Source organism: Microcystis sp. M_OC_Ca_00000000_C217Col (assembly GCF_007095585.1).
Lineage (GTDB): Bacteria > Cyanobacteriota > Cyanobacteriia > Cyanobacteriales > Microcystaceae > Microcystis > Microcystis panniformis.
This window is the reverse complement of sequence record NZ_SFBV01000052.1, coordinates 1-3628: the sequence shown is the minus strand read 5'-3', so window position 1 is coordinate 3628 and position 3628 is coordinate 1. Positions and strand designations below refer to the sequence as shown.

3 protein-coding genes are annotated in these 3628 nt (G+C 45.9%); all 3 read left to right on the top strand.

The genetic code is table 11. The annotated features are described in order from the left end of the window. Nucleotides 1-241 precede the first annotated feature (241 nt). The 3 genes from EWV66_RS03230 to fba all read left to right on the top strand — a co-directional run bounded on the left by EWV66_RS03230 (nucleotide 242) and on the right by fba (nucleotide 3252). The gene (locus tag EWV66_RS03230; protein WP_052275610.1) at nucleotides 242-742 is read left to right on the top strand and encodes a bifunctional nuclease family protein; all 501 of its coding nucleotides are present in this window, start codon (nucleotides 242-244) and stop codon (nucleotides 740-742) included. 170 nt (nucleotides 743-912) lie between these two features. Next, the gene (locus EWV66_RS03225) at nucleotides 913-2040 is read left to right on the top strand and encodes an aldo/keto reductase (RefSeq protein WP_052275609.1); all 1128 of its coding nucleotides are present in this window, start codon (nucleotides 913-915) and stop codon (nucleotides 2038-2040) included. A gap of 132 nt (nucleotides 2041-2172) precedes the next feature. Beyond that, nucleotides 2173-3252 carry a class II fructose-bisphosphate aldolase gene (gene fba / locus EWV66_RS03220; protein WP_002744497.1) on the top strand — a complete coding sequence of 360 codons (1080 nt, stop codon included), beginning with the start codon at nucleotides 2173-2175 and terminating at the stop codon, nucleotides 3250-3252. Nucleotides 3253-3628 lie beyond the last annotated feature (376 nt).

Below are 3628 nucleotides of genomic sequence, written 5' to 3'. Positions count from 1 at the left end.
TGGACTCTGTGTAAGACAGTACATGGTTTTTTAACTGTGGTATGCGACGGTGGTGGAAGCAGAAACTTAAATCGTGAGGTTTAGGAATCGCCGCCCTAAAAGTGCGGCGAGGATGTCAATAAAGATGAGGCTAATCTCTGCCATCTTAGGGCATACTGTGAGTGTAACGAAGCACTATATTATTCAGGTTGCTTTCCCACTCCTTCCCTAGCTGAATCTCTATATTGGAGAAGCCATAGTCATGATCGAAATGAAAGTCGCTGGAATTGCCCTAGACGCTATCACTCGCAGTCCCATTGTACTACTCAAGGATGGTTCCGAGCGTCGCGCCCTACCTATCTACATCGGACAAGATCAGGCTAAGGCCATTATCACCGTCCTCGAACAACAAAAACCCCCTCGTCCCCTCACCCACGATTTGATCGCTAATATTTTTAAAGTTTGGGACATGGATTTAGAAAAGATTATCATCCATTCTCTCCAAGATAATACCTTTTATGCTGTTCTCTGTCTCCAGCGCGGCGAAGTCAAAAAAGAAATCGATTGTCGTCCCAGTGATGCGATCGCCATTGCTCTGCGTACCAACAGTCCTGTCTGGGTAATGGAAGAAGTGATCGCTTCCGCTTCTATTCCTGTCGATCGTGACGCGGATGAGCAGGAACGTCAAGCTTTTCGCAATTTCGTCTCCAATCTTAGCCCCTCAGACCTGATCCAACGTCACGGTGATTTTAGTGATCAGTGAACATTCAGGAGACAGGATTCAGGAGACGGTCGACGGTCGACAGGAGATTATTTTTATTTATTCTCCCCACTTCCCCATCACCCCATCACCCCATCACCCCCACACCCCATCCCCCAATACCTTCTAACTAACAACTGGTAACTGATAACTGATAACTGATAACTGAATCAATGCGTTATCGACGATTTGGCCGTACTAATTGGCAATTTTCGCTGTTTTCCCTGGGGACAATGCGCTGTTTGTCCTCAGAGTCGGTGTTTACTGCAACAGTCGATCGCGCCCTAGAATTGGGGATTAATCACCTAGAAACGGCCAGAGGTTACGGTAATAGCGAAGTTTTTCTCGGTCGCTACCTGCAGCGTCAAGGGGTGCGGGAGCGGGTTTATCTGACCACGAAATTGGTCCCCACTCCCGATCGCCAAACTATGGAAAAAGCGATCGCCGAATCCCTAGAACGATTACAATTAAATTACCTCGATTGTCTAGCAATTCACGGTATTAACACCCGCGAGCATTTAAACTGGATTAAAGACCCGCAAGGCTGCATGAAAGCCGTTTTTCTGGCCCAAGAAGCTGGAAAAATTGGTCATATTGGCTTTTCTACCCATGCACCCCTAGAAATTATTCTCGAGACGATCAATACAGATTTCTTCGCTTTTGTCAATATCCATTACTATTTTTTTTGGCAAAGACAGCAACCGGCGATCGCTTTAGCCCAAGCAAAGGACATGGGTGTGTTTATTATTTCCCCTGCTGATAAGGGAGGTGGTCTCCACAGACCTCCCAAGAAGCTAGAGGAATTATGCGCTCCTTTTTCACCCCTAGAGCTAAATTATCGCTTTTTATTGAGCGATCCGCGCATTACTACCCTCAGCGTCGGGGCAGCGATACCGGAGGAATTAGAGGCAATTATTAACGTATGCGAAGGAGATCAGCCCCTAGATGCGGCAGAAATTGCCGTTTTTAAGCGTTTAGAGGCACATTTAACCGATAAATTGGCTACAGATTTATGTAGCCAATGTTATCAATGTTTACCCTGTCCCGAAAATATTAATATCCCCGAAGTGTTGAGACTGCGGAATCTGGCAGTAGCTTACGAAATGACCGATTTTGGTCAGTATCGCTATCGAATGCTGGAAAATGCCGGTCATTGGTTCCCCGGACGCAAGGCCAATAATTGTACTGAATGCGGTGATTGTTTACCTCGCTGCCCGGAAAAATTGCCCATTCCCCGACTGCTATTTGATACACACGAACTACTTAAGGGACCGGCGCAACGGAGATTGTGGTCATCTTAGGACGAAACCCGAAAAAATTTTTTTTGGGGATCGTCAAAGTGTAAAAACTATCTTAAGATTAACAGGTAAGAGAATTAACTTTCTTGAATTTAAAGAGACAAAAAACAAGAAATAGATTAAGGAGTAAAGGATATGGCACTCGTCCCCATGCGGTTATTGTTGGATCACGCGGCTGAGAACGGATATGGCATCCCCGCTTTTAACGTAAATAATATGGAGCAGATCCAAGCGATCATGCAAGCGGCGGCAGCCACCGATAGCCCCGTTATCCTGCAAGCTTCTCGCGGTGCGCGCAAATATGCAGGGGAAAACTTCCTGCGTCACCTGATCACCGCCGCGGTGGAAACCTATCCTCATATCCCCATCGTGATGCACCAAGATCACGGTAACGAACCCGCCACCTGCTACTCGGCGATCCGTAACGGTTTCACCAGTGTCATGATGGATGGTTCCTTAGAAGCGGATGCTAAAACTCCCGCCACCTACGAGTACAACGTTAACGTTACTGCTGAAGTAGTAAAAGTTGCTCACTCGATCGGTGCTAGTGTGGAAGGGGAACTCGGTTGTTTAGGTTCCCTAGAAACTGGTAAAGGAGAAGCGGAAGACGGCCACGGTTTTGAGGGAGAATTAGATCACTCGATGCTGTTAACCGATCCCGATGAAGCGGTGGATTTCGTCGAAAGAACTCAAGTAGATGCTTTAGCAGTAGCCATTGGTACTAGCCACGGCGCTTACAAATTTACCCGCAAACCCACCGGCGAAATTCTCGCTATTAGCCGTATTGAAGAAATTCATAACCGCTTACCCAATACTCACTTGGTTATGCACGGTTCTTCCTCGGTTCCTGAAGATCTCCTCGAATTAATCAACCAATTCGGTGGCGCTATCCCTGAAACCTACGGTGTTCCCGTGGAAGAAATCCAAAAAGGCATCAAGAGTGGTGTGCGTAAAATCAATATCGACACCGACTGCCGTTTAGCAATTACCGCCGCAGTTCGGGAAGCACTATTCAGCAACCCGAAAGAGTTTGATCCCCGTTTCTTCCTGAAACCCTCGATCACCTATATGCAGAAAGTTTGTGCCGATCGCTATCAACAATTTGGTACCGCCGGTAACGCCAGCAAAATCAAACAAATGTCCCTCGATGACTACGCAGCCAAATATGCTAAAGGGCAATTAACCCAAGTCAGCAAAAAAGTTGTGGCTGTCTAGTAGCTGAACAATTAAGCGATCGCTTAATGGCACCGATCTAGTAGAATTTTTTGGGGTAGTTAACCATAACTACCCTCTTTTTTATGGGAATGCCTTCAAGGGAAAGAGTTGTCAGATAAGAATCGATGGCTCTCTTGGGTTTGGTGGGTAAAATGTATTCTAAGATACAGTTCCGCCAGCGAGTGAGTGGGGTGCATCTCACATTTGCGGGAATACCGACAATCAGCAATTATCAGTGACTCTTAGATGATTACAAATATATACTTTGCACGGCTACAACTTGCATTTTTTACTCAAGGACAATAATATAGTTTAAGAGTCATAATTAGAAGCAAAGCACTCATTAAAAACATGATTAACCTAGAATTCACGGAAG